Raw genomic sequence first — 25,097 nt, forward strand, 5'->3', positions numbered from 1 at the left:
ACGGACGGCGGGGGCGACCCACGGACGGCGGGGGCGACGCGCCCGCACCACGCGCCCGCACACGTCCCGGGACCACAATCCCCGCACCGCGCGGAGCACGGAACCCCACCGTGGAGCACCGCACTCCACCCACGCCAGGGAGACCCACGTGAAGGTCGGCTGCATCGGGCTCGGCGACATCGCGCACAAGGCGTATCTGCCGGTGCTCACCACTCTGCCCGGGGTCGAGCCGCACCTCCAGACCCGCACCCCTGCCACCCTCGCGCGCACCGCCGAGACCTTCCGCATCCCCGCCGGGCACTGCCACACCGATCTGGACGCGCTGCTCGCCCAGGGGCTCGACGCCGCGTTCGTGCACGCCCCGACCGCCGCGCACGCCGGGATCGTCCGGCGGCTGCTGACGGCGGGTGTGCCCACGTACGTCGACAAGCCCCTGGCGTACGAACTGGCCGACGCGCGGAGCCTGGTGGAGCTGTCCGAGGAGCGCGGCGTCAGTCTCGCCGTCGGCTTCAACCGCCGCTTCGCGCCCGGCTACGCCCAGTGCCTGGAGCACCCGCGCGAGCTGATCCTGCTCCAGAAGAACCGGGTCGGGCTTCCGGAGGATCCGCGTACCTTCGTCCTGGACGACTTCATCCATGTCGCCGACACCCTGCGCTTCCTGCTGCCGGGACCGGTCGAACACACCGATGTACGGGCGAGGATCAGGGACGGCCTGCTGCACCACGTCGTCCTGCAGCTCTCCGGTGACGGCTTCACCGCGATCGGCATGATGAACCGGCTGAACGGCTCCGCCGAGGAGATCCTCGAAGTGTCGGGGCAGGACACCAAGCGGGCCGTCCACGATCTCGCGACGGTGATCGACCACAAGGGGCAGCCGAGCGTACGGCGGCGCGGCGACTGGGTGCCCGTCGCCCGCCAGCGGGGCATCGAGCAGTGCGTGCTCAGCTTCCTGGACGCCGTACGGGCGGGCACCCGGCTCAGCGCACAGGACGCCCTGCGGACGCATGAGCTGTGCGAGCGGGTGGTACACGCGGCCCTGGACCAGGCGGCCTGAGCGACCGTACGCCCTCCACCGCGAGCGCGACCGCCAGCACGGCGAGCGCCGCGTACACCGCCCAGTCACCCAGCCTGGCGTACGGGGTCGTGCCCGTCGCCAGCGGTACGTCGAAGACGGCGGCGGTGGAGCGGTCCGTACCGACGGCGCTTCCGACCCGCCGCCCGTCCGGGCCGAAGACCGCGCTGACACCGGTGAGCGTGGCGTGGACCATCGGACGGCCGTTCTCCGCCGCCCGCAGCGCCGCCAGCGACGCGTGCTGCCCGGGCGCCCAGCTCCCCTGGAACGACGAGGTGGACGACTGCGCGACCAGTACCCGCGCACCCGACGCGACCAGCCGCCGGCTCAGATCGGGGAAGGCCGTCTCGAAGCAGATCAGCGGCCCGAACCGCAGCTCGCCCTCCGGTCCCGGGGCCGCCATCACCGTCTGGCGGGTGCCGCGCGCCCGGTCCTCGCCCGCCGCCTTGCCCACCGAGGTCGCCCAGCCGAGAGCGGCGCGCGCCGGTATGTACTCCCCGAAGGGGACCAGGCGCATCTTGTCGTACGTATCACCGGTCGGCCCGTCGGGTCCGACGAGGACGCTCCGCTTGAAGATGCCCGGGCGACCCGAGGCGTCCGTGCTGCGCGCGTCCACGTTGACCAGGATCTCCGCCCCGACCGTGCGCGACAGCGTGGCGAGCCGGCCCGCGAGATCGGGCCGCCCCGCCAGATCCGCCCCGACGCTGCTCTCGCCCCACACCACCAGTCCGACGCCCTGCCCGGCCAGGGTGCGGGTCAGCGCCTCGCCGCGTGCGAAACGCCGCTCGACGGAGCCCTCGCCGCCGATGACGCCCGGCTGGACGACCGCGATCCGGGTGTGGCCCGAGGGTTCCGGCCGCGGCGCCCATACCGCCACCGATCCGACGGTGAGCCCGCACACCACCAGGGCCGCCGCGGCGGCCCTCCGCGCGGCGGCCACCGCGATCAGCAGCGTCAGCGCGGTGTTGACCGCGACCACCAGCAGACTCACCAGCCACACCCCGCCCACGGAGGCGAGCCGCAGGGCGGGGGAGACCTCCCACTGGCTGGCGCCGAGCAGGCCCCAGGGCCCGCCCAGCCCCTCCCAGGACCGGACCAGTTCGATCACCAGCCATCCCGAGGGCACCACGGCGAGCGCACCGGCCGCGCGCCCCGCGGACGGCGTGGCGCCGCCCAGCACGGAGCGCACCAGCCACCCCCAGGGCGCCCAGAGCAGCCCGAGCAGCCCCGCCAGCAGCACGATGAAGACATGCAGGCTCGGCACCAGCCAGTGGTGCACGGCGACCATGAACCCGAGACCGCCCAGCCAGCCGTCGAACGCGGCCCGGCGGGGCGTGGGGGCGCTCCGTACCAGCAGCATCCAGGGCACCAGCGAGACATACGCGAGCCACCACAGCGACGGCGCGGGGAACGCGAGCGCGGAGAGCGCGCCCGCCGCCACCGCCGCCGTCCCGCGCCACCACGGCGACGCCAGGCCGGGGCCGTGCCCTGCTCGCTCCCGCCGGCCGACCGTGGTCCCCGTCACCGTGCCTCCTCGCCGAGTCCGTCCCGCTGACTCTTCCCCGCGGGACGGCGGCGAAGCGGGATCAGGGGGTGGCGGGGTCCGCGCCGCGCCGCCACTTCTCGTGGACCGTGACCGTACGCAGCCACCACCGCGCATCGTCGCGGAGCAACCCGAACGCGAGGGTGCCGCCGCGCAGCAGGTCCGCGCCGGAGGTGTGGCGCAGCGGGTTCAGATAGTCGGCGCGCACCTCGGCGCGGTCGCCGGTGTAGCCGCCCAGGTCCTGGAGGCGCAGCCGCCGGTTGACGATCAGATGCTGCCGTACCGGATACGGCCGCAATGTGCCGGCCAGCCAGTCGGCGATCTCGGCTGCCGGTCCTTCGATCCCGCCCGCCGCGGTGTAGTCGGCGCGGCCGTCCGGGGCGAACAGCGCCCGGAACCCCGGCCAGTCCGCCTCGTCCACGGCGACCGCGAAGCCGGTGATCACCTCATCGATGGCGAGCCGGTCCATCACGGTCGCGAGGTCCACACGCTGTGTCATCGGTTCAGTCTCCGGCAGGGAACCCCGCAGGCCAAGAGGCGCGCACGGCGGGGGCGAAAGGAACAGCCCCCGGATGGTCCGGGGGCTGTTCGGTGCGACGGCGGACGGAGGCCGGCCGGAGGTGCTAAGCGGCCTGGTCGACCTCGTCGTGCAGGGCCGCGGCCCACTCCAGCAGGAGGACTTCGTACGCCTCCGAGGGCCACGTTCCATCGGCCGCGTCGACGAGGGCGCGGATCCGCTCATTGGCCGCGACGGCGCCGGAGGCCGGGACTGCGGATGCGGAAGAAGAGGACATGGCCCAAGCCTAGGCGCATCCAGGGGGCGCACGGTGCCGATCCGGGAGCGTCCTTGCTCACACTCGTGGTAGGCAACCCCTTACACATCGGGACGTCGTTTTATGTGCATGTGATGTCTTTATGGGTATAAGACCGGTGAGTCATGACCTCTGTGAGGAGGTTCGGATGAAGACCGAAGCGGAGTTCTACGCGAGTGACCGGCCGCCCCACCCGAAGCTGCCGGAGGACCGGCCGCGCGGCGGGGGCCCGAAGGAGCCCCTGGTCCACCCCGGTGCCTGGAGCCTCATGGCCATCGTGGCGATCATCGTCCTGGTGGTCGCTGTCGGGATCGTGCTGTTCCCCTGATGCCCCTGATCCGTCCGACCCCGGTCAGCCGGCCGACTCGCCGGCGTGCGGGCTCAGGGTGTCCGTGCCGACCAGGATGAAGATGGCGATGCCCAGCAGGATCCGGTAGATCACGAACGGCATGAAGCTCTTGGTGGTGATGAACTTCATGAACCATGCGATAACGGCGTATCCCACAGCGAAAGCGACAAAGGTCGCGAAGATCGTGGGCCCCCAGGAGACATGCCCCTCGCCCGCGTCCTTCAGCTCGTACGCGCCCGAGGCCAGCACGGCCGGGATCGCGAGCAGGAACGAGTAACGCGCCGCCGCCTCACGGGTGTAGCCCATCAGCAGACCGCCGCTGATGGTCGCGCCCGAACGGGAGACGCCCGGCACCAGCGCCATCGCCTGGCAGAAGCCGAAGATCAGACCGTCCCTGACGCTCAGGTCCCTGAGGGACTTGCGCTCCTTGATGGCGCGGTGCTTGGCGCCCGTCTCGTCACGTGCCGCCAGCCGGTCGGCGACACCGAGGACGATTCCCATCACGATCAGCGTGACGGCGATCAGCCGCAGATCCCGGAACGGGCCGTTGATCTGGTCCTTCAGCGTGACCCCGAGGACTCCGATCGGGATCGAGCCGACGATGACCAGCCACCCCATCTGCGCGTCGTGGTCGGAGCGCATCGCCTTGTCGGTCAGCGAGCGGAACCACGCGGAGAGGATGCGGGCGATGTCCTTCCGGAAATAGATCAGGACGGCCGCCTCCGTACCGATCTGGGTGATCGCGGTGAACGCCGCGCCCGGGTCGTGCCAGCCCGCGAACACGGCGGTCAGCCGCAGATGGGCGCTGGACGATACGGGCAGGAACTCGGTCAGCCCCTGGACGAGCCCCAGGATGAATGATTCGAACCAAGACATGGGAGTACGACGCCATCCAAAAGATGATCAGGCACCGGCCGGCGCGAGGGCGGCGCGATGAGCGGCGGTGTGCGGCAGGGAACGGGCGAGGGTCGCGGGCGGACGGTGCGGGCTGACAGGCCGGACGCCAAGTCGCTCATACGAAGGAGGGGAAGGGCCTGTCCACGCCGGCTCCTCCTCCGGCGGGGTGCCGTGGAGGTGGATTCATGGCACGTCGAATGACCCCGTTCAGGCACAAACTATGGCGATCTCATCGTCCCGGGCGTGGGCAGCGTAGCGCCTGTGGGTGAACGGACAGCGGCAGGGATCTGACGCCACGGGGTCCGCCGCGCGGCGCGCGCCGTTCCACGCGCCGCGCCTGGTACCGCGTGCCGTCTACCGCGTGTTGTCCCGGGAAACCCCCACACCGGTGAAAACAGGGGGAGGGCAACCTCACAGTCGCGCGCTCTGCTGCGCGGTGAGAGCGCTGTCCTACGATCACGCCATGACGGTCCTCAATGACGACGGGCTCTCCCTGGCAGCCGAGTTCCCCGACGCGACCCGCGAGCAGTGGCAGGACCTGGTGTCAGGTGTGCTGCGCAAGTCGGGCCGCGACGTCGCGGGGGCAGCGGCCGAGGAGGCGCTTTCCACCCCGCTCCAGGACGGGTTGTCCACCCGTCCGCTCTACACGGCGGAGGACGCCCCCGCCGGCGGCCCGGACGGAGCCGCCGGCGGCTTCCCCGGCTTCGCGCCGTTCACCCGAGGCGGCAGACCGCTGGGCGGGGCCGTCGCCGGCTGGGATGTACGCCAGCGGCATACGCGCCCCGATCCGGCCCTGACCAACGAGGCGGTCCTCTCCGACCTGGAGAACGGGGTCACCTCCCTGTGGCTGGCCGTCGGCGCCGACGGCGTCCCCGTGCCCGCGCTGGCCGCCGCGCTCGACGGTGTCCATCTCGACCTGGCGCCCGTCGCGCTCGACGCGGGCGACGAATTCACCTCCGCCGCACAGGCGTTGCTGAGGATCTACGACGAGCGCGCAGTGCCCCGCGACGCGGCGCGCGGCACCCTCGGCGCAGACCCCGTCGGCCGGTTCGCCCGTACCGGACGGGAGATGACGGACCGTACGGCCGAGGCCACCGTGCTCGCCGCCCTCTGTGACCGCGACTACCCCGGCCTGCGCGCCATCGCCGTGGACGCCCTGCCGTACCACGAGGCCGGCGCCTCCGACGCGCAGGAGCTGGGCTGTTCGCTCGCCACCGGAGTCGGCTGGCTGCGCGACCTCACCGCGAGCGGGCTCTCCGTGGACGCCGCCTGCCGCCAGCTCGAATTCCGGTACGCGGCCACCGCCGACCAGTTCCTGACCATCGCCAAACTCCGCGCCGCCCGGCGGCTGTGGGCCCGCGTCGCGCAGGTCAGCGGCGCGGGCCCGGCCGCCTCGGCGCAGCGTCAGCACGCCGTCACCTCGGCGGTGATGATGACCCGTCGCGACCCGTGGGTGAACATGCTGCGCACCACGGTCGCCGCCCTCGCGGCCGGGGTGGGCGGCGCCGACTCCGTGACCGTACTGCCCTTCGACCACGCCCTCGGACTCCCCGACGCCTTCGCCCGCCGGATCGCCCGCAACACCTCGGCGATCCTCATGGAGGAGTCGCATCTCGGCCGCGTCATCGACCCGGCGGGCGGCTCCTGGTACGTCGAGCGGCTGACCGACGAACTCGCCCACGCCGCCTGGGCCTGGTTCCAGGAGATCGAGCGCGCCGGCGGCCAGCGCGCCGCACTGCGCTCCGGGCTCGTCGGCGAACGGCTCGCCGCCACCTGGGCCGAGCGCTCCACAAGGCTCGCCCGGCGGCGCGAACCCATCACCGGCGTCAGCGAGTTCCCGCAGCTCGCCCAGGACCCGGTGGAGCGCGAGGCGCCGCCCGCGCCGCCCACCGGCGGACTGCCCGTCGTCCACCGCGACGAGGCGTACGAGGAACTGCGGGCCCGCTCCGACGCGCATCTCGCCGCCACCGGCGCCCGGCCCCGTGTCTTCCTCGCCGCGCTCGGCCCCGCCGCCGCGCACACCGCCCGGGCCACCTTCGCCACCAGCCTCTTCCAGGCCGGCGGCATCGAGGCCGTCCACGACCCGGTGACGGTCAACGCGGCGACCGCCGCCGCGGCTTTCACCCGCAGCGGGGCGGGCGTCGCCTGCATCTGCTCCAGCGACGCGCTCTGCGCCGAGGGCGCGGCACCCGTCGCCGAGGCGCTCAAGTCGGCGGGCGCGCAAAGGGTGTTCCTCGCCGGCCGCCCCGGCGAACACCGTGAGACCTATGTACGGGCCGGGGTCGACGACTTCGTCGTCGCGGGCGGCGACGCGATCGCCGTACTCACCTCGGTCCTCGACCGTATGGGAGTGGCGTGATGGGGATCCCCGACTTCTCCGAGATCGAGCTGGATCCCGATGACAGCGCTGACAGCGCCGGGGTCACCGCGGACCAGTGGCGCGCCGCCGTCAAGGAACAGACCGGGAAGGGCGACGACGACCTGCGCTGGGACACCCCGGAGGGCATCGCCGTCAAACCGCTCTACACGGCCGAGGACCTGACCGGGCTCGACTTCCTCGGCACGTACCCCGGGATCGCGCCGTACCTGCGTGGCCCCTACCCGACGATGTACGTCAACCAGCCCTGGACCATCCGACAGTACGCCGGGTTCTCCACCGCCGAGGAGTCCAACGCCTTCTACCGGCGCAACCTCGCCGCCGGGCAGAAGGGCCTCTCGGTCGCCTTCGACCTGCCGACCCACCGCGGCTACGACAGCGACCACCCCCGGGTCACCGGCGATGTCGGCATGGCAGGGGTCGCCATCGACTCGATCTACGACATGCGCCGGCTCTTCGACGGCATCCCGCTCGACCGGATGAGCGTGTCGATGACGATGAACGGCGCCGTACTGCCCGTACTCGCCCTGTACATCGTCGCCGCCGAGGAACAGGGCGTACCGCCCGAGAAGCTGGCCGGGACCATCCAGAACGACATCCTCAAGGAGTTCATGGTCCGCAACACCTACATCTATCCGCCGGAACCCTCGATGCGGATCATCTCCGACATCTTCGCGTACACCTCACGGAAGATGCCGCGCTACAACTCCATCTCCATCTCCGGTTACCACATCCAGGAAGCGGGCGCGACGGCCGACCTGGAGCTGGCCTACACCCTCGCCGACGGTGTGGAGTACCTGCGCGCCGGACTCGGCGCCGGACTCGACGTGGACGCGTTCGCGCCCCGGCTCTCCTTCTTCTGGGCCATCGGCATGAACTTCTTCATGGAGATCGCCAAGTTGCGGGCGGCCCGGCTCCTGTGGGCCAAGCTGGTCAGGAAGTTCGACCCGCGGAACGCCAAGTCGCTCTCCCTGCGCACCCATTCACAGACCTCCGGCTGGTCGCTCACCGCACAGGACGTCTTCAACAACGTCACCCGCACCTGCGTCGAGGCGATGGCCGCCACCCAGGGCCACACCCAGTCGCTGCACACCAACGCGCTGGACGAGGCGCTGGCCCTGCCCACCGACTTCTCCGCCCGGATCGCCCGCAACACCCAGCTCCTCATCCAGCAGGAGTCCGGCACCTGCCGCGTCACCGACCCGTGGGGCGGCAGCGCGTACGTGGAGAAGCTCACCTACGACCTCGCGCGCCGCGCCTGGCAGCACATCGAGGAGGTCGAGGCGGCCGGCGGCATGGCGCGGGCCATCGACGCGGGCATCCCCAAGCTCCGGGTGGAGGAGGCCGCCGCCCGCACCCAGGCGCGGATCGACTCCGGGCGGCAGCCCGTCATCGGCGTCAACAAGTACCGCGTCGAGACCGACGAGAAGATCGACGTCCTCAAGGTCGACAACTCCTCCGTACGCGCCCAGCAGATCGAGAAACTGCGCCGGCTGCGCGCCGAGCGCTCCGAAACCGCCTGCCAGGACGCGCTGCGCGCCCTCACCGCCGCCGCCGAGGCCGGTCCCGGCCCCGGGCTCGACGGCAACCTGCTCGCCCTCGCGGTGGACGCCGCCCGCGCCAAGGCGACCGTCGGCGAGATCTCCGACGCCCTGGAGAAGGTGTACGGGCGCCACGCGGGCCAGATCCGTACCATCGCCGGTGTGTACCGCAACGAGGCAGGCAGCTCCCCGGCCGTCGAGCGCACCCGCGCCGCGGTCGAGGACTTCGAGCAGGCGGAGGGGCGCCGCCCCCGCATCCTGGTGGCCAAGATGGGGCAGGACGGCCACGACCGCGGCCAGAAGGTGATCGCGACCGCCTTCGCCGACCTGGGCTTCGACGTGGATGTCGGCCCGCTGTTCCAGACGCCGGGCGAGGTGGCCCGGCAGGCGGTCGAGGCCGACGCGCACATCGTCGGTGTCTCCTCGCTGGCCGCCGGGCACCTCACCCTCGTACCGGCGCTGCGCGAGGAACTGGCCGCCGAGGGCCGGGAGGACATCATGATCGTCGTCGGCGGGGTGATCCCGCCCCAGGACATCGAGGAGCTGCGCCGGGCGGGCGCCGCCGCGGTCTTCCCGCCGGGCACGGTGATCCCCGACGCCGCGCACGAACTGCTGGTCTCGCTGGCGGCCTCGCTCGGCCACGGGAGCCCGGGGCCAAAACCCGTCACCGGGGCCGCCGGGCCCGAGCCCGCCGCCGACGAGCGGTGAGCGCGTGGCGCCCCGGATCGACATCGACACCTACGCCAAGGGCGTTCTGGACGGCTCCCGTTCGTACATCGCCCGCGCCATCACCCTGGTGGAGTCCACCAGGGCCGACCACCGCGCCCTCGCCCAGCGGCTGCTGACCGAGCTGCTGCCGCACTCGGGACGGGCCCGCCGCGTCGGCATCAGCGGCGTGCCCGGTGTCGGCAAGTCGACCTTCATCGACGCGCTCGGCACCCTGCTCACCGGCCTCGGCCACCGGGTCGCCGTCCTCGCCGTCGACCCGTCCTCCAGCCGGACCGGCGGCTCCATCCTGGGCGACAAGACCCGCATGGAGCGGCTGGCCGTGGACCCGGCCGCGTTCGTCCGCCCCTCGCCCACGGCGGGCACTCTGGGCGGTGTCGCCAAGGCCACCCGCGAGACCGTCATCGTGATGGAGGCGGCGGGATATGACGTCGTGCTCGTCGAGACCGTGGGCGTGGGACAGTCGGAGACCGCCGTCGCCCACATGGTCGACTCGTTCCTGCTGCTCACCCTCGCGCGCACCGGCGACCAGCTCCAGGGCATCAAGAAGGGCGTCCTGGAACTGGCCGACGTCATCACCGTCAACAAGGCCGACGGCCCGCACGAACGCGACGCCCGCTCCGCCGCCAGGGAACTCGCGGGCGCACTGCGCCTGATGCACCCGGTGGACGCGGCCTGGACACCCCCGGTGCTCAGTTGCAGCGCCCGCGAGGGGACCGGGCTCGAAGCGGTCTGGGAACGGCTCGAACAGCACCGCCAGGTCCTGGAAGCCGACGGCCGTCTCGCGCGCAAGCGCAGCGACCAACAGGTCGACTGGGCCTGGGCGATGGTCCGTGACCACCTCCTGGACCGGCTGCGCGAGCACCCGGGGGTACGGGAGGTGGCGCCCGCCCTGGAACGGGAGGTACGGGAGGGCACGCTCACCGCGACGCTCGCCGCCGAACGGATCATCGCGGCGCTGGCCCTGCCGTGACCCCGCCCGCCGGGCGCACCGGGACCGTCCGGCGGGGACGCGTGCGCCGTACCCGATACTGGGCGCCATGGTCCATGACGACGAACCCGTACTGTTCGGCCGGGCGGGCGGTACGGCCCGTATCACGCTGAACCGCCCGCGCGCCCTCAACGCCCTGACCCACCCCATGGTGATGGCCATCGCCGCCGCCCTGGACCGGTGGGAGCACGACCCGGACGTCACGGCCGTGATCCTCTCCGGCGCCGGGGAGCGCGGGCTCTGCGCGGGCGGCGACATCCGCGCCATTTACGAGGACGCCCGTACCGGCGGGAACGCCTCGCCCGCCTTCTGGCGCGACGAGTACCGGCTCAACGCCCGTATCGCCCGCTTCCGTAAGCCCTTCGTCGCGCTGATGGACGGCATCGTGATGGGCGGCGGCGTCGGCCTCTCCGGCCACGCGGGGGTACGGATCGTCACCGAGCGGTCCGCCGTCGCCATGCCCGAGACCGCCATCGGCCTCGTCCCCGACGTCGGCGGCACCTACCTGCTGGCCCGGGCGCCCGGCGCACTCGGCACCCACCTCGCCCTCACCGGGAACACGGTGGGCCCGGCGGACGCGCTGCTGTGCGGGCTCGCCGACCACTTCGTCCCCTCCGGGCGGCTGACCGCGCTCAGCGAGGCGCTGGCCGCGCCCGGGGTGCGGGACGCCGCGGACGTACGGGAGACGGTCCTGCGGTACGCGGCCACACCCTCCGAGGGCCGGCTCGCCGAGGACCGTCCGTGGATCGACGCCTGCTACGCGGCCGGTTCGGTACCGGAGATCGTGGACCGGCTGCTGGACAGCGGGCTGCCCGCCGCCAAGGACACCGCGCAGACCCTGCTCTCCCGCTCACCGACGGCCCTGAAGGCGACACTCGCCGCGATGCGCGCGGACGGGCCGCCCAGCACCCTGGAGGAGGTGCTCGACCGGGCCTACCGCGCCTCGTGCGCCGCGCTCACCCACCCCGATCTGGTCGAGGGGATCCGCGCCCGGGTCATCGACAAGGACCGCGCCCCGCGCTGGTCCCCGAAGGAGCTGGCGCGGGTCACGGAGGCGGACGTGGCACGGTTCGCGGCCCCGCCGCCCGGCGGCGACCTCGGACTCGCGGAAGGCACGGCGCACCTCGCCCCCTGAGGCAGTACGAGGCTACGGGCGGCGTCCCGGGAGACGGTGCCGCTCCCGCCAGGCGAGGACACCCGCGGCGATCGCCGTGACCACGATGAACCCCGTCGCCACCAGGAACGCCGGGGAGGTCGGGGAGGTCGCCCGGCTGCCCGCGATCACGTAGGCCGCGGTGTTCGGGACCGATCCGATCGCCGTCGCCAGCAGAAACGGCGCCGCCCGCATCCGGGAGACCGCCGCGCAGTAGTTCGCCGCGGCGAACGGCACCCCGGGGAAGAGCCGGATCGCCAGCATCGACCGGAAACCGTGGCCGCTGAGCTGGCCGTCCGCCGCCTTCAGCCAGCGGCCCCGCAGCAGCGGCCGCAGCGCCTGCTGCCCCAGACACCGGCCGAGAGCGAACGACGCCCCGGCCGCCAGCACCGTCCCCCCGAGCGCCGCCGCCAGCCCGAACACCGAGCCGAAGAGCGCGCCGGCGGCGAGATTGAGCAGCGGACGCGGGACGAACGCGGTGGCACACAGCCCGTACGCCACGGCGAACAGCGCCACGGCCGGTCCCCCGCCGAGCTGGGCCGGCCAGCCGTCCGCGAGCAGCCGCTGCGGCTCGTACAGCACCACCACGGTGGCCGCCGCGCCCAGCACGACGATCAGCACGGCGAAACGGAACCAGGGCGAGAGCGGCGCTCCGGAACGGTGGTCAGCGACAACAGGGCCTTGGTCCGGGGAGGACCGGGGGACGGTGTCGAGCATCCGGGGAGACTAGCCGACCCGAGGGAGGAGCGACGTAAAGGGTGGCGCACCTCGTACCGCACGTCGTACCGCACCCCGCCCGCCACCAGGCCGCCCGGCCCGCCAACTGCCGGGCCGCGGAAAACCATTCGACGCGGCGCCGGACTTCGGACAGGATCACCCCCATGTTCCGGTACGCCTTCCTCGCAGCGCCGTCCGCAGTCGCGGACGCGCCGAAGGCTGCCGCGCTCCTGACGGCGGCGCCGCTCGCAGCGGCAGCGGCCGCGCAGGCGCCCCTCGGCGGCGCCCGAAGCTGACCCTTCCCGGAACGTCCGGCGGACCCCACAGGGGGAGGGTCGGAGAGGCCCAGGGGTCCCGCTCACGCTTCGAATTCAGGCAGGAACCATGCCCAAGACGGCATACGTGCGCACCAAGCCGCACGTCAACATCGGCACCATGGGCCACGTCGACCACGGCAAGACCACCCTGACCGCCGCCATCACCAAGGTCCTCAGCGACCGGGGGACCGGCACCTTCGTGCCCTTCGACCGGATCGACCGGGCCCCGGAGGAGGCCGCCCGGGGGATCACCATCAACATCGCGCACGTCGAGTACGAGACCGACACCCGGCACTACGCGCATGTCGACATGCCCGGCCACGCCGACTACATCAAGAACATGGTCACGGGCGCGGCCCAGCTCGACGGGGCGATCCTCGTCGTGTCCGCGCTCGAAGGAATCATGCCGCAGACCGCCGAGCACGTCCTGCTCGCCCGCCAGGTCGGCGTCAACCACATCGTCGTCGCCCTCACCAAAGCGGACCTGGGGGACGACGAACTGTCCGACCTGGTCGAGCTGGAGGTCCGCGAACTGCTCACCGACAACGGCTACGGCGGCGACGCCGCACCCGTCGTACGGGTCTCCGCGACCGGCGCGCTGGCGGGCGAGCCACGGTGGACCGCCGCCGTGGAGGCGCTGCTCGACGCGGTCGACACGTATGTGCCGATGCCGGTCAGGTACACGGACGCGCCGTTCCTGCTCCCGGTGGAGAACGTCCTCACCATCACCGGGCGCGGCACGGTCGTCACCGGCGCCGTCGAGCGCGGCACGGTGCGGGTCGGGGACCGGGTGGAGGTGCTGGGCGCCGACACGGGAGCGCAGGCCACCACCGTCACCGGCCTGGAGACCTTCGGCAAGCCGATGGAGTCCGCCGAGGCCGGCGACAATGTCGCGCTGCTGCTGCGCGGCGTGCCACGTGACGCGGTCCGCCGCGGCCATGTCGTCACGGCGCCGGACAGCGTCGTCCCGAGCCGGCGCTTCACCGCGCGGGTGTACGTCCTGTCCACCAAGGAGGGCGGCAGGACCACACCGGTCAGCAGCGGCTACCGCCCGCAGTTCTACATCCGCACGGCGGACGTCGTCGGCGACATCGACCTCGGCGCGACGGGCGTGGCGCGCCCCGGGGACACGGTCACCCTGACCGTGGAGCTGGGCCGTGACATCCCGCTGGAGCCGGGACTCGGCTTCGCGATCCGCGAGGGCGGCCGTACGGTCGGCGCCGGTACGGTCACCTCGCTGCTGTGACCGGGCCGCCCCCGGGCCCGGGAGACCGGGTTCCGGGGGCGGCGCACAATGGAACGGTGAACGAGCCGATCCCCGTCATCCGCGCCGTCGACCGAGGCACCGCCAAGCTCCTGCCCGACGTGGACCGGGAGCGGGCCTGGCTGCTGACGGTCGACGGCGCGCCCCAGTCCTACGTCGACCTGGACGAACCGGCGCACCTGGAGTTCGAGTACGTACGGCGCCTCGCCCATGTCGTCGACTGCGCGGCGTCCGCCCCGTGGGCGACGGCCCCCGCGCCGCTCACCGTGCTCCATCTCGGCGGCGGCGCCTTCACCCTGCCCCGCTACATCGCCGCGACCCGGCCCGGCTCCGCGCAGTCCGTGGTGGAGGCCGACGCGGCGCTGCTGGCGCTGGTCGAGCAGGAGCTGCCGATACCGGCCGGCGCGGGGATCACCGCCCACACGGCGGACGCCCGCCGCTTCCTCGAAACGGCGCCGGACCGCTCCGTGGACATCCTCATCGCCGATGTCTTCGGCGGCTCACGCATCCCCGCCCACCTCACCTCCGTCGAGTACGCGCGGGAGGCCGCCCGGGTGCTGCGCCCCGAGGGGATCTACGCCGCGAACCTCGCGGACGGTGCTCCGTTCGCCTTTCTCCGATCACAACTGGCCACGTTCGCCACGGCCTTCGAGGAGCTGGCGCTGATCGCGGAGCCTCCCGTACTGCGCGGGCGCCGGTTCGGAAACGCCGTCCTGGTCGCCGCGCACCGCCCGCTCGACACGGCCTCCCTGGCCCGGCGTACCGCCTCGGACGCCTTCCCCGCGCGGGTCGAACACGGCGCGTCGCTCAGGCGGTTCACGGGGGACGCGGCACCCGTACGGGACAGCGGAGCGGTCCCCTCGCCCCGGCCTCCGGACGGGGCATTCTCCGTCGACTGAGGTGCGGGCCGGCGCTACTGTCCTCGCCATGACCGAACCCACCTATCTGCGCGACACCCGCGACGGCTACGACAAGATCTCCGCCGACTACGCCGAGCGTTTCCCCACCATGCGGGTGGACGGGCCACTGGGCCGCGCCATGCTCACCGCCTTCGCCGAACCGTTCCAGGGCGCCGAGGGCGGCCCTGTCGTCGAGGTGGGGAGCGGGGCGGGCCGGGTGACCGCGTTCCTGCACTCCCTCGGCGTGCGCGTCTCCGGTATCGATCTGTCCCCGGCGATGGTGGCCCTGGCCCGGCGCAGCCACCCGGGGCTGCGCTTCGACGAGGGGTCGATGACCGCGCTGGACCTCCAGGACGGCTCCCTCGCGGGCCTGCTCGCCTGGTACTCCCTCATCCATGTCCCGCCGGAGCTGCATCCCGGGGTGCTCGCGGAGTTCCACCGCGTGCTGGCCCCGGGCGGCCGGCTCCTGGTCGCCTTCCAGGTCGGCGACGAACCGCTGAGCTTCACCGAGGCGTGGGGCCACACGGTCTCCCTCGACTTCCACCGGCTCTCGCCCGACCGGGTCACCGACGGGCTGGAGAAGGCCGGCTTCGTGATGGAGGCCCGACTGGTGCGCGAGCCCAGCGGTGACGAGAAGGTTCCGCAGGCGTACCTCCTGGCCCACCGGCTCGTCTAGACGAGCCCGGCGCCCGGCTCCGGCGCCGCGAACGCCGCGGGGATCAGCGGCGTTCGCGGCGGTGGTGCTCGTGAGGTACGCGGTGGCCGGTCAGGACTCCGAGGGTGTCCCCGCGAGCCGGACCGTGCCCATGATCTTCTTCATCGTCGCATCGGACACCTCGTCCGGCACGCCCTTGTTCGCGTACAGCACCCACGTCGAGTAGTCGCCCGTGGCGGTGGTGAAGGTGAAGGCGATCGACTTGCCGTCGGTGTCGCACTTTTCCTTCTTGTCGAGGCCCGCGGACTCGGCCGTCGCGAAGTGCCCCTTGAGCCCCGCCGTGGTGGTGAATTCCTCGGGCTTGCTGACCGTGATCTTCTTCTTCAGTACGGCCATCGGCTCGGGCTGGCCGTACGCGGCCCACACCCAGCTCCCCGCTTCGTTCTTCGAGGCCGTCGCCGTGTCCGTGGCGCCCTCGGCGCCCTTCGTACCGGTACCGGCGAGGCTGCTGTACTCCAGCTTGCCGTCCTTGTCCGTGTCCTGCGAGCACCACTGAGACTTGAGGAAGGCCGGGGCGGAGAAGGAGAGCGCGACCGAGCCGTCACCCTTCTCCATGTCCTCGAAACCGGATATGAGGCCGGTCTTCGCGACCTCCCAGTCGGCGGGGACGTCGAACCGCGTCCCGTACTTGGGGTTGGTCACGACCTTCCAGCCCTCGATCTGCGGCTTGGCCGCCGCGCCGTTGCGCGGGTTGTCCTGGGACGCCTCCGTGCTCGGCTCCTCGGAGCCGGACGCCGGCGCGGACACCTTCGAGCCGTCCGCCTGGTCGCTCGAACCGTCGTCCTTGCCCAGGACGAAGAAGGCCGTCCCCGCAGCGGTGAGCACGACCACCGCGGCCGCGATCACCGCCACGACCGTCGTCCTCTTCTTGTCGTCCCCCGGCGGACCCGCCCCGTCCGGCGGTCCCGGTGCGGAGTACTGCAACGGCACCGTCGGCTGCTGGTACGGGTTGGGCTGCTGGTAGCCGGGCTGCTGCCCGCTCACCGGCTGCTGCTGCGGATAGCCGTAACCGGGCTGCTGCGGGTATCCCGGCTGCTGGTACGGGTTCGGCTGCTGGTACCCCGGCTGCTGGTACGGATTGGGATTCTGGTCCTGCGGGTTCTGCTCGCCCCCGGGCGGCTGCTGTCCTGGCCACATGGCCAGTAACGATAGAGGGGCCCCGTGGGGCCCTGACGTCCGCCCCGTCAGGGGATGGTGAAGCCTCCTACTCGTGGGTAACATAATCGTCCATGAGCGCTGATCAGATGTCCGTCGGCGAGATGCTCGCCGCCACCGTTCCCATGGCCAGGACCCTCGGCCTCGCCTACCTGGAGATCACCACGGAGCGGGCCGTCGTCCGCCTCCCCGACCAGCCCGACTACCACAACCATGTCGGTGGACCGCACGCCGGAGCGATGTTCACCCTCGCCGAGTCCGCCAGCGGCGCGATCGTGATCGCCGCCTTCGGACACCTCCTCGACCGGGTCGTCCCCCTCGCCGTCAAGGCGGAGATCAGCTACAAGAAGCTCGCGATGGGCCCGGTCACGGCCACCGCCGTCCTCGGCCGCCCGGCCGCGGACGTCGTCGCGGAACTGGACGCCGGGGGCCGCCCCGAATTCCCCGTCGCCGTCACCCTCACCCGGGAGGACGGGGCGGTCACCGGCGAGATGACCGTGGTCTGGATCCTCCGCCCGCACTCCTGAGCCGTTCGCACCGCTGATCCCTGAGCCCGCCCGCACTCCTGAGCCGTCCGCGGGCCCGATCGCGGATTCCTGACCCCGCCCGCTCACCGGGTAGGCTGCCCGGCGTGCGCCCGCGTGGCGCGCGCCGGGCACGCCGGCACACCGAACAGGGACGCACAGGAGGAACCGCCGTTGCACGTGCAGGAGTGGCTTGAGACCGTCCCCGCGGTCAGTATTTACATCCTGGTCGGGGTGGTCATCGGAGTGGAGAGCCTCGGTATCCCGCTGCCCGGCGAGATCGTCCTCGTCAGCTCCGCGCTGCTCGCCTCCCAGCACGGTGACATCAACCCGTACATCCTCGGCGCCTGCGCCACGGCCGGTGCGATCATCGGCGACTCGATCGGCTACGCCATCGGACGCAAGGGCGGCAGGCCCCTGCTCGCCTGGCTCGGCGCGAGGTTCCCCAAGCACTTCGGCGCCGACCAGATCGCGATGGCGGAGCGGTCGTTCGAGAAGTGGGGCATGTGGGCGGTCTTCTTCGGCCGCTTCGTCGCCCTGCTCCGTATCTTCGCCGGACCGCTCGCGGGCGTCCTGCGCATGCCGTACTGGAAGTTCCTGATCGCCAACGTGCTGGGCGGCATCGTCTGGGCGGGCGGCACGACCGCCGTCATCTACTCGGTGGGCGTTGTCGCCGAGGCCTGGCTCAAGCGCTTCTCGTGGCTGGGACTGCTGCTCGCCGTGCTCATCGGGATCACCTCCATGCTCGTTCTGAAGAGCCGCGCCAAGAAGGCCGGGGAGCAGGCGCGGCAGGCCGCGGCCGCGGAGCCGGCCGGGCCCGAGACCGTACCCGCCGCCGACTGACCCGTGCCGCGCGCCCGCTCCCCGGCCGCCTGCGCACACCCGAGCGGTCAGGACGTGGCCTGTTTCTGACGGCCGATGATCAATACCCTTGACGGTGCCGTCCGTTACCGATCGGAACGGCACCTACAGAGGGAGCGCCATGGCCACCGCACAGCAGATCCCGGACATTCTGTCGCCGGAATTCGCGGAGAACCCCTATCCGGCCTACCGGGCGATGCGGGAGAGCGCCCCGCTCATCTGGCACGAAGCCACGAAGAGTTACATCATCTCGCGGTACGACGACGTCGAACGGGCCTTCAAGGACAAGGAGTCGGTGTTCACCACCGACAACTACGACTGGCAGATCGAGCCCGTGCACGGCAAGACGATCCTCCAGCTCAGCGGGCGGGAGCACGCCGTACGCCGGGCCCTGGTCGCGCCGGCCTTCCGCGGCAGCGACCTGCGGGAGAAGTTCCAGCCCGTCATCGAGCGCAACTCCCGCGAACTGATCGACACGTTCCGGCACACCGGATCCGTCGATCTGGTGGAGGCGTACGCCACCCGCTTCCCCGTCAACGTCATAGCGGACATGCTGGGTCTCGACAAGGCCGACCACGGCCGCTTCCACGGCTGGTACACGGCCGTCATCGCCTTCCTGGGCAACCTCTCGGGCGATCCCGAGGTGACGGCGGCCGGTGAGCGGACCCGGATCGAGTTCGCCGAGTACATGCTGCCGATCATCCGGGAGCGGCGTGACCACCTCGGGGACGACCTGCTCTCCACCCTCTGCGCCGCCGAGGTCGACGGCGTACGGATGAGCGACGAGGACATCAAGGCCTTCTGCAGCCTGCTGCTCGCCGCCGGAGGGGAGACCACCGACAAGGCGATCGCCAGCATCTTCGCCAACCTCCTGCTCCACCCCGAGCAGCTCGCCGCCGTACAGCGGGACCGTACGCTGATCGACCGGGCCTTCGCCGAGACGCTCCGGTTCACCCCGCCGGTGCACATGATCATGCGTCAGACGGCCGCCGACGTGGAGCTGAGCGGGGGCACCGTACCGGCCGGCGCCACGGTCACCTGCCTGATCGGCGCGGCCAACCGCGATGACACGCACTACCGGGAGCCGGACTCCTTCGACATCTTCCGCGACGACCTGACCGCAACGACCGCGTTCTCCGCGGCGGCCGACCATCTCGCCTTCGCCCTCGGCCGCCACTTCTGCGTGGGGGCGCTGCTGGCCAAAGCGGAGGTCGAGACCGGGATCAACCATCTGCTGGACGCGATGCCGGACATCCGGCTGGCCGACGGCTTCGACCCGGTCGAGCAGGGCGTGTTCACCCGGGGACCGCAGTCCCTGCCGGTGGAGTTCACGCCGGTACGCGGGTAACGGAGTCCGCCGGGCCCGGAGACTCCCGGGCCCGGCGGCCGGCACTGCTCACCCGCGTACGTCCGTATGCCGGTAACTCTCCTACTGCACGACGGGCGTGAAGCTCACCGGCAGCGCGGTCAGCCCGCGCATCCAGATCGACGGCCGCCAGGTCAGCTCGTGCGGCTCCACCCCCAGCACCACGTCCGGCAGCCGCTCCAGCAGCGTCTCGACCGCCGTACGGGCGATGACGTCCGCGAGCAGCGGACCCGGGTAGAGACAACGGTGCTCCCCGTTGCTGAACGAGAGATGCGCCGAGTTCTCCGCCCCGACATGGCCCTCGGGCCAGATCTGCGGGTCGGTGTTGGCCGCAGCGAAGCCGAGGACCAGACAGTCGCCCGCCTTGATGTGGCGCCCGGCGAGCTGGGTGTCGCGCACCGCCCACCGGCCGACGAAGTTCTGCGTCGGGGTGTCCAGCCACAGCACCTCGTTGAGGGCCTGCCCGACGCTGAGCCGCCCGCCCGAGACATTCAGCGCGAACCGGTCGTCGGTGAGCAGCAGCCGCAGCGAGTTGCAGATCCAGTTGGCCGTCGGCTGCTGCGCGGCGGCGATCAGGGTGATGAGGTCCTGGACGACCTCCTCGTCCGTCAGACCGGCGGGATGGGCCAGCATCCGCGAGGTGACATCGGTACCCGGGGTGCTCCGTTTCTCCTTGACGAGCTGTTCGATGCGCGCCTGTACGCGCAGATAGGCGGCGACCGGGTCGTCGTCCTCCGGGGCGTCCAGCGAGATCCGCAGATCCCGTACGAGATCCTCGGTGTCCACGCCGCCGACCGGCATCCCGCAGAGCTGGACCACGGCGCGCATCGGCAGCGCGTGCGCGTACGTGGCCATCAGCTCGGCCTGGCCGCTGCCCGCGAACGCGTCGATGAGCCCCTCGGCGATCTCCCGGCAGGTGTGGGCGAGTTCGAACTGGTCGACGGCCTCCAGCGCCTCCGTGATCACCCCGGCGCGCCGCTGGTGCTCCGCGCCCTCGGTGAACAGCAGCGAGGGCTGGTAGCCGACGAACGGCATCAGCGGCCAGTCGGCGGGGATGTTCGGCCACTGGTTCCAGCGCCGCGAGTCCCGGGCGAACAGCTCGTCGTGACCGGTGACGTACGAGACCTCGGCGTAGCCCAGCACCAGCCAGGCGGGGATGTCCCCGTCGAGCAGGATGGGCGCGACGGCGCCGTGCTCCGTGCGCAGGGCGCGGTAGAGCTGGGACGGGGTCTGCTGGTATTCGAGGCCGCTCAGCCGTACGGGGCCCCCGGCGTGCGCGGGGCAGCCGGGTGGCGGGGCCTGTCCTTCGACAGCTCCTGCGGGGTCGGTCATGGTGTCAGCTCCCGGGCCATGGCCAGTTCGTAGAGGTGGTCCACGAGGGTGATCAGGACGTGCTTGCCGGACGACCGTACTCGCGCGTCGCAGTCGACCAGCGGCACATGGTCCGGCAGCGAGAGGGCCTGGCGGATCTCGTCGAGCGAGAACGCCGAGACATCGTCGTCGAACCGGTTCACGGCCACCACGAAGGGGGTTCTGTGGTGTTCGAGCCGGTCGATGGCGTACCAGGACTCGCTCATCCGCCGGGTGTCGACCAGGACGACCGCGCCCAGCGTGCCGGAGAAGAGGCTGTCCCACAGGAACCAGAACCGCTCCTGGCCGGGCGCCCCGAACAAGTAGAGCACCATGCGCTCGTTGAGGCTGATCCGGCCGAAGTCGAAGGCGACGGTCGTGGTCGACTTCGTGGTCAGCCCGGCGGTCTCGTCGACGCCGATGCCGGCCTGCGTCATGACCTCTTCGGTGTTGAGCGGGCGGATCTCGCTGACGGATCGGACCAGGGTGGTCTTGCCGACCCCGAATCCGCCCACGACGACGATCTTCAGACCGGTCTCGGCCGTGTCGCTCAGCGGGGTACGCGCCGGCAGTTCAGAGGTTACGGAGTCCAAGGAGCACCTCCTTCAGGAGAGCGGAGTCGGGAAGGTCGGCGGAGCGCGCCGCGCGCGGGTGGCGGGCGGTGATACGGCCCGTCGCGAGGAGGTCGCCGAGGAGGATCCGTACCACCATCACGGGCAGCCGCAGCTCGGCGGCGATCTCCACGACCGCCGTGGGATGGTCGCACAGCTCCAGAATCCTGACGTGCTCCGACTGCATCCCCGCGGTCGGCCGGCACTCGCTGACGATCAGGGTGACCAGGTCGAACGTGTCGTCCTCGACGCGGCTGCGGCCACCGGTGACGGTGTACAGCCGGTCGGGGTCCCCGGTGTCGACGGGCCGCCTGATCATGAGGGGCTACTGCCGTGGGCGGGTGTACGGGGTTCCGCCCGCAGATGCTCACCGATCTGCTCGACCAGCTCGCTCATCTGGTGGCCCACCACACCGGGGTCGGCGCCGTCCTCGGCCACGACCGCGAGATGCGCGCCGTCGCCGGCCTCCACGATGAACAGCAGTCCGCCGTGGAACTCCGTCATCGAGTGGCGTACGCCGCCGCTGCCGTTGCCGAACTCCACCGAGGCGCCCTGCGCGAGCGCCTGGATGCCGGAACAGATGGCGGACAACTGGTCGGCCTGGTCGAGGGTGAGATGGCGGCTCCAGCAGAGCTTCAGTCCGTCGCGGGAGAGCACGAGGGCGTGCCGGGTGCCGGGGGTGCGCTCCAGCAGGTTCTCGAGGAGCCAGGTCAGGCTGTTGTCTGTGGTCTGCATGGTGTGCGTGGGGCGGGATTCAGCCGGTGGTCCGGCCACCTGCCCGTGCCTCCTTCTCACGTTCCGGGTGGGGGTTGGGCGCCGGGACCCCGGGCGCCGTACGGGGTGGGCGCTGCCCTATCCGGCCGGAGTGCCGGGGATGGCGGAAGCGCCGGGAGCGTCGGGAGGGCCGGCCGGGTCCTGGGGCGCGGCGGCGGGACCGGCCGGGTCCTGGGCGCCGTCGGACGGAGCGCCGGTCCCGGCGGCCGGGGCGTCGGCGCCCTCGGCGGCGTTCCGCGCGCGGTGGAAGGCGCCGAACTGGGCGCCCACGTCGCGGCGTTCCGGCCGGGCCGGGGTGGACTCCGGCTCCGGGTGGGGCCGGCCGCGGTCGGCGGCGGCCATCGTACGGCCGGGCGGGCGCACCGGCAGACCGCCGGGCGTCGCGACGCGGGGACCGCCGGCCGGGGCGGACGGTGAGGGGAGCACCGGCCACGCCGTGGACGTCGGTACGGGCGGGGGCGTCGGGGCGGCGGCGACCGGCGGGGCCATGACGGGGGGCACGGTCGTCTCGGGCGCCGGGCGGCGCAGCGACTGCTCGGGCGCCATACCGCGCTGCTGGGCCATGAGCTGCGGCGGGAAGAGGACGACGACGCCCGTGCCACCGCGCGACGAGGGCCGGTAGTTGACGCTGATGTGGTATTTGGCGGCCAGTCGGCCCACCACGGCCAGACCGAGCCGGGTGCCCTGGAGCGTCGCGAGGTCGGTGACCCGCCCCGAGACGGAGTCCTCGGCGCGGCGCATCGCGGCGGCGGCCATCTTCAGGCCGCTGTCCTCGATGGTCACCACGATGCCGGCGGTGCGCTCCTCGACGTAGACATGGACCTCGTCGATCGGCGGGGAGAAGTTCGCCGCGTTGTCCATCAGTTCGGCGAGCAGGTGCATCACGGGCTCGGCGGCGAACCCGGCGATGGCGGCCTTGCTGGAGCAGTGCAGCCTGACCCGCTGGTAGGCGGCGATACGGCCGACCGCGCCGCGCAGGATGGACTCCATCCCGATCGGCTTGTTCCAGGCGCGGCTCGCGCGCCCGCCCATGAGCAGGGCCAGCCGGTCGGTGAGGAGCCCGAGCTGCGAGGTGTTGTGGTCGAGCTTGAGGAGGTCGCCGAAGACCTCCTCGCCGTATCGTTCCTGCATGTCGCGCAGGTCGGCCAGCATGGAGACGGCCTTGGCCTGCACCCGGCTCAGCGCCTTGGCGCTCGCCGCCTGCGCCGCCGCCGCGCGCCGCTCGCTGACGGCGAACTCCCGGACCACCACGTCCACCAGGACCCGCAGCCGGGGGTCTTCGGGCGGTACGACGGTGGAGAGCACGGTGTCGGCGGAGCCGCCGGCGCGCAGTCCGGCGAGCGCGTCGGGGAGTGTCTTGCCGGTGAGCAGGTCCAGGTCGTCGGCGGCCTTGGCCAGCCGGGCGACGGCGGTCTCGCTGTCGGCGAGCGACCGGGCCGCGCGCGCCTCGGCGGCGGCGATCTCGCCGGTGAACGTCTCCAGGACCCGGCGGAGTTGCGGGTCGGACGGCGGCGGGGTGGTCGCGAAGGTCTCCTGGGCGCTCAGCCCCTCGTGGAGCTTCTTGACGACCGCGGGCAGCGTGACGTTCAGCAGATGGGCGGAGTCCGCGCCGTTCTGGGCGAGCCGGGTCTGCGCGGTGGCGCTCTCGCTCTGCGCGGCTCCGGCGGCGCGCCGCGCTCTGCGCAGCAGCAGCGCGGCGGTGATGACGGTCGTGGCCAGACAGACCCAGGTGACGGCGACGGTGGCGGCGAGCCAGCCACGGGCCGGTCCCGGCGCCGCCGCGACCACCCCCCCTCCGGCGGCGCCGGCCACCACCAGCAGGGTCAGCGGGACGGTGAGCGACAACGACCGCGTCATGGGTATGCGGTGCGGGCTGGGGGCGACAGGCACTGACATTCCGCGGTCCCTCGGTACTTGAGTGCGGGGGGAACAGACCGGCCGACCTGCGGGCTTCGGCCGCACGGGCGGGATCTGACACCGATGGGGACGGCGATCTTCCGCACCACATGTGGCGCTCATGCTAACCACGGGACGCGGTACGGAAGCACTCAGGGCCCCCCGAGCACACAGAACGGGCGACTTCGTCCCGAAGTCGCCCGTCACACAGAGGTGACGTGATAGAGGGAGTCCGACATCGCGAGCCGTGTCATATGCGGTTGCGCTGCGTCGGAGCGGTCCTCGTAGGCCTGTTCCGGCTGCGGATACGTTTTCTCATCTGGCGTCATCTCGCCTGTGCGACGGGCGACTTTCAGCCAACTGTCCGTGTCGCGCCTGGTGGCCCGGTGCCGGGTGGGGCCGGAGGGACGGGCCTCGCAGTACAGTGCGGTGCATGCCCGGGTGCACCGCAAAGTAGTGCAATCTGCTGAACCTCTCCTTTGAACACATGGGACGGAATGTGTCGGACCTCGACCAGCTCACCCAGTCGCTCGCCCGCAATCTCAAGCGCTGGCGCGGCGAGCGGGGCTTCACGCTCGACGCCCTCGCGGCCCGTGCGGGCGTCAGTCGCGGAATGATCATCCAGATCGAGCAGGCCCGTACCAATCCGAGCGTCGGCACCACCGTCAAGATCGCCGACGCCCTCGGCGTCCCCATCACCACCCTGCTCGACTACGAACAGGGCGCCCACGTCAGGATCGTCCCCGCGAGCAAGGCCGTACGGCTGTGGTCCACCCCGGCGGGCAGCCGCAGCACCCTTCTCGTCGGCGCGGAGGCGCGCGGCCCGCTGGAGCTGTGGTCGTGGACGCTGATGCCCGGCGACGCCAGCGCCTCCGATCCGCATCCGCCGGGCACCACCGAACTGATCCATGTGACCGCCGGTGAGCTGACGCTCCTCGTCGACGGTGAGCCGCACGCCGTACCGGCGGGCGCGTCGGCGACCTTTGAGGCGGGCGTGGAGCACACCTACCGCAACGACGGTGCGGAGACAGTCGAAATGATCATGTCGATCTCGGTCCCGCCGGTGCGCGATGGGGTCGCGCAGGACATGCGCTGAGCGGCAGCCCGCGCGGCGCGGTCGCGGAAGCGGGCCGGGCGCGGAAGCCGGTCGGTCTGCGAGGCCGTCGGCGCGGAGGCCGGCCGGGCGT

At 72.1% G+C, this 25,097-nt stretch carries 25 protein-coding genes; 14 read left to right on the top strand and 11 right to left on the bottom strand.

The genetic code is table 11. From position 1 onward, the window contains the following. Positions 1-148 precede the first annotated feature (148 nt). Entirely contained in the window at positions 149-1,054 is a 906-nt protein-coding gene (locus tag ACIQ7D_RS24830; RefSeq protein ID WP_403940958.1) for a Gfo/Idh/MocA family protein, read from the top strand. Here ACIQ7D_RS24830 and lnt read toward each other — a convergent pair. From lnt to ACIQ7D_RS24845, 3 genes are all read right to left on the bottom strand, one after another. Continuing rightward, complete coding sequence (lnt, locus tag ACIQ7D_RS24835; protein WP_403940960.1) at positions 978-2,732, bottom strand: apolipoprotein N-acyltransferase; 1,755 nt, start codon at positions 2,730-2,732, stop codon at positions 978-980. The two genes, ACIQ7D_RS24830 and lnt, sit on opposite strands and share 77 nt — an antisense overlap. Continuing rightward, entirely contained in the window at positions 2,659-3,114 is a 456-nt protein-coding gene (locus ACIQ7D_RS24840) for a nuclear transport factor 2 family protein (RefSeq protein ID WP_403940962.1), read from the bottom strand. Before ACIQ7D_RS24840 ends, lnt begins: the two co-directional genes overlap by 74 nt. A 124-nt stretch (positions 3,115-3,238) precedes the next feature. Beyond that, on the bottom strand, positions 3,239-3,409 hold the full coding sequence (locus ACIQ7D_RS24845) for a hypothetical protein (RefSeq protein WP_329823175.1): 171 nt from the start codon (positions 3,407-3,409) through the stop codon (positions 3,239-3,241). Between the two features lie 166 nt (positions 3,410-3,575). Here ACIQ7D_RS24845 and ACIQ7D_RS24850 point away from each other — a divergent pair, with 166 nt between their 5' ends. Further along, complete coding sequence (locus ACIQ7D_RS24850; RefSeq protein ID WP_403940964.1) at positions 3,576-3,755, top strand: hypothetical protein; 180 nt, start codon at positions 3,576-3,578, stop codon at positions 3,753-3,755. Between the two features lie 24 nt (positions 3,756-3,779). Here ACIQ7D_RS24850 and ACIQ7D_RS24855 read toward each other — a convergent pair whose 3' ends face one another. Further along, entirely contained in the window at positions 3,780-4,652 is an 873-nt protein-coding gene (locus tag ACIQ7D_RS24855; RefSeq protein ID WP_403940966.1) for an undecaprenyl-diphosphate phosphatase, read from the bottom strand. A 484-nt stretch (positions 4,653-5,136) separates the two neighbouring features. On the opposite strand from ACIQ7D_RS24855, the gene ACIQ7D_RS24860 reads away from it, so the two are divergent. The 4 genes from ACIQ7D_RS24860 to ACIQ7D_RS24875 all read left to right on the top strand — a co-directional run bounded on the left by ACIQ7D_RS24860 (position 5,137) and on the right by ACIQ7D_RS24875 (position 11,443). Beyond that, positions 5,137-7,032: a methylmalonyl-CoA mutase family protein gene (locus tag ACIQ7D_RS24860; RefSeq protein ID WP_403940968.1), complete on the top strand. Its 1,896-nt coding sequence runs from the start codon at positions 5,137-5,139 to the stop codon at positions 7,030-7,032. Beyond that, a complete protein-coding gene (gene scpA / locus ACIQ7D_RS24865; protein ID WP_403940969.1) occupies positions 7,032-9,299 on the top strand; it encodes a methylmalonyl-CoA mutase in 2,268 nt (755 codons plus the stop codon). The genes ACIQ7D_RS24860 and scpA overlap by 1 nt, the downstream gene beginning before the upstream one ends. A 4-nt stretch (positions 9,300-9,303) precedes the next feature. Further along, positions 9,304-10,290: a methylmalonyl Co-A mutase-associated GTPase MeaB gene (gene meaB / locus ACIQ7D_RS24870; RefSeq protein WP_403940971.1), complete on the top strand. Its 987-nt coding sequence runs from the start codon at positions 9,304-9,306 to the stop codon at positions 10,288-10,290. 67 nt (positions 10,291-10,357) lie between these two features. Beyond that, positions 10,358-11,443: an enoyl-CoA hydratase/isomerase family protein gene (locus ACIQ7D_RS24875; RefSeq protein ID WP_403940973.1), complete on the top strand. Its 1,086-nt coding sequence runs from the start codon at positions 10,358-10,360 to the stop codon at positions 11,441-11,443. Positions 11,444-11,455: 12 nt separating this feature from the next. Here ACIQ7D_RS24875 and ACIQ7D_RS24880 read toward each other — a convergent pair whose 3' ends face one another. Next, positions 11,456-12,178 carry a TVP38/TMEM64 family protein gene (locus ACIQ7D_RS24880; RefSeq protein ID WP_403940975.1) on the bottom strand — a complete coding sequence of 241 codons (723 nt, stop codon included), beginning with the start codon at positions 12,176-12,178 and terminating at the stop codon, positions 11,456-11,458. 41 nt (positions 12,179-12,219) lie between these two features. On the opposite strand from ACIQ7D_RS24880, the gene ACIQ7D_RS24885 reads away from it, so the two are divergent. From ACIQ7D_RS24885 to ACIQ7D_RS24900, 4 genes are all read left to right on the top strand, one after another. Continuing rightward, positions 12,220-12,474 (top strand): hypothetical protein, encoded by a 255-nt coding sequence (locus tag ACIQ7D_RS24885; protein ID WP_403940977.1) that lies wholly within the window; start codon positions 12,220-12,222, stop codon positions 12,472-12,474. An 88-nt stretch (positions 12,475-12,562) separates the two neighbouring features. Continuing rightward, positions 12,563-13,741 carry an elongation factor Tu gene (tuf, locus tag ACIQ7D_RS24890; RefSeq protein WP_403940978.1) on the top strand — a complete coding sequence of 393 codons (1,179 nt, stop codon included), beginning with the start codon at positions 12,563-12,565 and terminating at the stop codon, positions 13,739-13,741. Between the two features lie 56 nt (positions 13,742-13,797). Then, positions 13,798-14,658, top strand: a complete 861-nt coding sequence (locus tag ACIQ7D_RS24895; protein WP_403940979.1) for a spermidine synthase — start codon at positions 13,798-13,800, stop codon at positions 14,656-14,658. A gap of 28 nt (positions 14,659-14,686) precedes the next feature. Next, complete coding sequence (locus tag ACIQ7D_RS24900; RefSeq protein WP_403940981.1) at positions 14,687-15,334, top strand: class I SAM-dependent methyltransferase; 648 nt, start codon at positions 14,687-14,689, stop codon at positions 15,332-15,334. Between the two features lie 90 nt (positions 15,335-15,424). On the opposite strand, the gene ACIQ7D_RS24905 is transcribed toward ACIQ7D_RS24900, so the two are convergent. Then, on the bottom strand, positions 15,425-16,510 hold the full coding sequence (locus ACIQ7D_RS24905) for a hypothetical protein (protein WP_403940983.1): 1,086 nt from the start codon (positions 16,508-16,510) through the stop codon (positions 15,425-15,427). Between the two features lie 92 nt (positions 16,511-16,602). Between ACIQ7D_RS24905 and ACIQ7D_RS24910 the strand changes: the two genes are divergently transcribed. The 3 genes from ACIQ7D_RS24910 to ACIQ7D_RS24920 all read left to right on the top strand — a co-directional run bounded on the left by ACIQ7D_RS24910 (position 16,603) and on the right by ACIQ7D_RS24920 (position 19,261). Then, positions 16,603-17,055 carry a DUF4442 domain-containing protein gene (locus tag ACIQ7D_RS24910; protein ID WP_403940984.1) on the top strand — a complete coding sequence of 151 codons (453 nt, stop codon included), beginning with the start codon at positions 16,603-16,605 and terminating at the stop codon, positions 17,053-17,055. Between the two features lie 171 nt (positions 17,056-17,226). After that, positions 17,227-17,895, top strand: a complete 669-nt coding sequence (locus ACIQ7D_RS24915) for a DedA family protein (protein ID WP_403940986.1) — start codon at positions 17,227-17,229, stop codon at positions 17,893-17,895. Positions 17,896-18,034: 139 nt separating this feature from the next. Beyond that, positions 18,035-19,261, top strand: a complete 1,227-nt coding sequence (locus ACIQ7D_RS24920) for a cytochrome P450 (protein ID WP_403940988.1) — start codon at positions 18,035-18,037, stop codon at positions 19,259-19,261. Between the two features lie 81 nt (positions 19,262-19,342). On the opposite strand, the gene ACIQ7D_RS24925 is transcribed toward ACIQ7D_RS24920, so the two are convergent. The 5 genes from ACIQ7D_RS24925 to ACIQ7D_RS24945 all read right to left on the bottom strand — a co-directional run bounded on the left by ACIQ7D_RS24925 (position 19,343) and on the right by ACIQ7D_RS24945 (position 23,871). Further along, positions 19,343-20,611, bottom strand: coding sequence for a cytochrome P450 (locus tag ACIQ7D_RS24925; protein ID WP_403940990.1), 1,269 nt, complete (start codon positions 20,609-20,611; stop codon positions 19,343-19,345). Beyond that, positions 20,608-21,222 carry a GTP-binding protein gene (locus ACIQ7D_RS24930; protein WP_403940992.1) on the bottom strand — a complete coding sequence of 205 codons (615 nt, stop codon included), beginning with the start codon at positions 21,220-21,222 and terminating at the stop codon, positions 20,608-20,610. The genes ACIQ7D_RS24925 and ACIQ7D_RS24930 overlap by 4 nt, the downstream gene beginning before the upstream one ends. Next, positions 21,203-21,559: a DUF742 domain-containing protein gene (locus ACIQ7D_RS24935; protein WP_385006634.1), complete on the bottom strand. Its 357-nt coding sequence runs from the start codon at positions 21,557-21,559 to the stop codon at positions 21,203-21,205. The genes ACIQ7D_RS24930 and ACIQ7D_RS24935 overlap by 20 nt, the downstream gene beginning before the upstream one ends. Then, positions 21,556-21,975 (bottom strand): roadblock/LC7 domain-containing protein, encoded by a 420-nt coding sequence (locus tag ACIQ7D_RS24940; protein WP_403941180.1) that lies wholly within the window; start codon positions 21,973-21,975, stop codon positions 21,556-21,558. Before ACIQ7D_RS24940 ends, ACIQ7D_RS24935 begins: the two co-directional genes overlap by 4 nt. Positions 21,976-22,092: 117 nt before the next feature. Beyond that, the gene (locus tag ACIQ7D_RS24945; protein WP_403940994.1) at positions 22,093-23,871 is read right to left on the bottom strand and encodes an ATP-binding protein; all 1,779 of its coding nucleotides are present in this window, start codon (positions 23,869-23,871) and stop codon (positions 22,093-22,095) included. Positions 23,872-24,409: 538 nt separating this feature from the next. Between ACIQ7D_RS24945 and ACIQ7D_RS24950 the strand changes: the two genes are divergently transcribed. Beyond that, entirely contained in the window at positions 24,410-25,006 is a 597-nt protein-coding gene (locus tag ACIQ7D_RS24950) for a helix-turn-helix domain-containing protein (RefSeq protein WP_403941182.1), read from the top strand. The last annotated feature ends 91 nt before the right edge of the window (positions 25,007-25,097 follow it).

Source organism: Streptomyces sp. NPDC096310, from assembly GCF_044763125.1.
Taxonomy (GTDB): domain Bacteria; phylum Actinomycetota; class Actinomycetes; order Streptomycetales; family Streptomycetaceae; genus Streptomyces.

Coding starts and splice junctions, on each gene's coding strand:
- lnt (WP_403940960.1), bottom strand. CDS start 2,732: ATGCGCGGTGGTGGCTGCGTACGGTCACGGTCCACGAGAAGTGGCGGC.
- ACIQ7D_RS24840 (WP_403940962.1), bottom strand. CDS start 3,114: ATGACACAGCGTGTGGACCTCGCGACCGTGATGGACCGGCTCGCCATC.
- ACIQ7D_RS24845 (WP_329823175.1), bottom strand. CDS start 3,409: ATGTCCTCTTCTTCCGCATCCGCAGTCCCGGCCTCCGGCGCCGTCGCG.
- ACIQ7D_RS24850 (WP_403940964.1), top strand. CDS start 3,576: ATGAAGACCGAAGCGGAGTTCTACGCGAGTGACCGGCCGCCCCACCCG.
- ACIQ7D_RS24855 (WP_403940966.1), bottom strand. CDS start 4,652: ATGTCTTGGTTCGAATCATTCATCCTGGGGCTCGTCCAGGGGCTGACC.
- ACIQ7D_RS24860 (WP_403940968.1), top strand. CDS start 5,137: ATGACGGTCCTCAATGACGACGGGCTCTCCCTGGCAGCCGAGTTCCCC.
- scpA (WP_403940969.1), top strand. CDS start 7,032: ATGGGGATCCCCGACTTCTCCGAGATCGAGCTGGATCCCGATGACAGC.
- ACIQ7D_RS24875 (WP_403940973.1), top strand. CDS start 10,358: ATGGTCCATGACGACGAACCCGTACTGTTCGGCCGGGCGGGCGGTACG.
- ACIQ7D_RS24880 (WP_403940975.1), bottom strand. CDS start 12,178: ATGCTCGACACCGTCCCCCGGTCCTCCCCGGACCAAGGCCCTGTTGTC.
- tuf (WP_403940978.1), top strand. CDS start 12,563: ATGCCCAAGACGGCATACGTGCGCACCAAGCCGCACGTCAACATCGGC.
- ACIQ7D_RS24900 (WP_403940981.1), top strand. CDS start 14,687: ATGACCGAACCCACCTATCTGCGCGACACCCGCGACGGCTACGACAAG.
- ACIQ7D_RS24905 (WP_403940983.1), bottom strand. CDS start 16,510: ATGTGGCCAGGACAGCAGCCGCCCGGGGGCGAGCAGAACCCGCAGGAC.
- ACIQ7D_RS24910 (WP_403940984.1), top strand. CDS start 16,603: ATGAGCGCTGATCAGATGTCCGTCGGCGAGATGCTCGCCGCCACCGTT.
- ACIQ7D_RS24920 (WP_403940988.1), top strand. CDS start 18,035: ATGGCCACCGCACAGCAGATCCCGGACATTCTGTCGCCGGAATTCGCG.
- ACIQ7D_RS24925 (WP_403940990.1), bottom strand. CDS start 20,611: ATGACCGACCCCGCAGGAGCTGTCGAAGGACAGGCCCCGCCACCCGGC.
- ACIQ7D_RS24935 (WP_385006634.1), bottom strand. CDS start 21,559: ATGATCAGGCGGCCCGTCGACACCGGGGACCCCGACCGGCTGTACACC.
- ACIQ7D_RS24940 (WP_403941180.1), bottom strand. CDS start 21,975: ATGCAGACCACAGACAACAGCCTGACCTGGCTCCTCGAGAACCTGCTG.
- ACIQ7D_RS24945 (WP_403940994.1), bottom strand. CDS start 23,871: ATGACGCGGTCGTTGTCGCTCACCGTCCCGCTGACCCTGCTGGTGGTG.